Origin of the sequence: Natronococcus jeotgali DSM 18795 (assembly GCF_000337695.1) — an archaeon.
GTDB lineage: Archaea > Halobacteriota > Halobacteria > Halobacteriales > Natrialbaceae > Natronococcus > Natronococcus jeotgali.
This window is the reverse complement of record NZ_AOIA01000051.1, coordinates 1-411: the sequence shown is the minus strand read 5'-3', so window position 1 is coordinate 411 and position 411 is coordinate 1. Positions and strand designations below refer to the sequence as shown.

The following is a 411-nucleotide window of genomic DNA, read 5'->3' as shown; positions in this document are numbered from 1 at the left end:
TATCGACAGATGGAGTACACTCACCAGATCGTCGTACACGACGAGACGTATGTTTCGCCCGACGGTGTCCATATCAACCAGGTTGAGTGCCTCTTTTCGCTTGTCAAACCATGGCTACGGAAATTTCGCGGCCTGTCCAAGCACGGCTTGGAACAGGCCGCTCACACATTTGGACTCGTCCGTTCGTTGAATCTCGCCGGCGCATCCCTCCTCAGCGTCATCGACTGCCTTGCTATGGGGGCATTCCACAGCTCTACATAAGAGCGGCTGATCTTAACCAACGGCGGGACGGCTCTCCTGGGGTGTGTTGGTTAAGCCCGTCCGCTCTTATGTAGAGCTGCGGAACGCCCCGTAGTTACACTATAGTGGCTGATATTGGTGGAATATGTCTCAGCCAGCTTTCGGAAAGAT

Annotated in this window: 1 pseudogene; it reads left to right on the top strand. The window is 54.3% G+C overall.

Annotated elements, in window-relative coordinates:
- Positions 1-261, top strand: a pseudogene (locus C492_RS07265) (IS1595 family transposase); the annotation flags it as partial.
- Positions 262-411 lie beyond the last annotated feature (150 nt).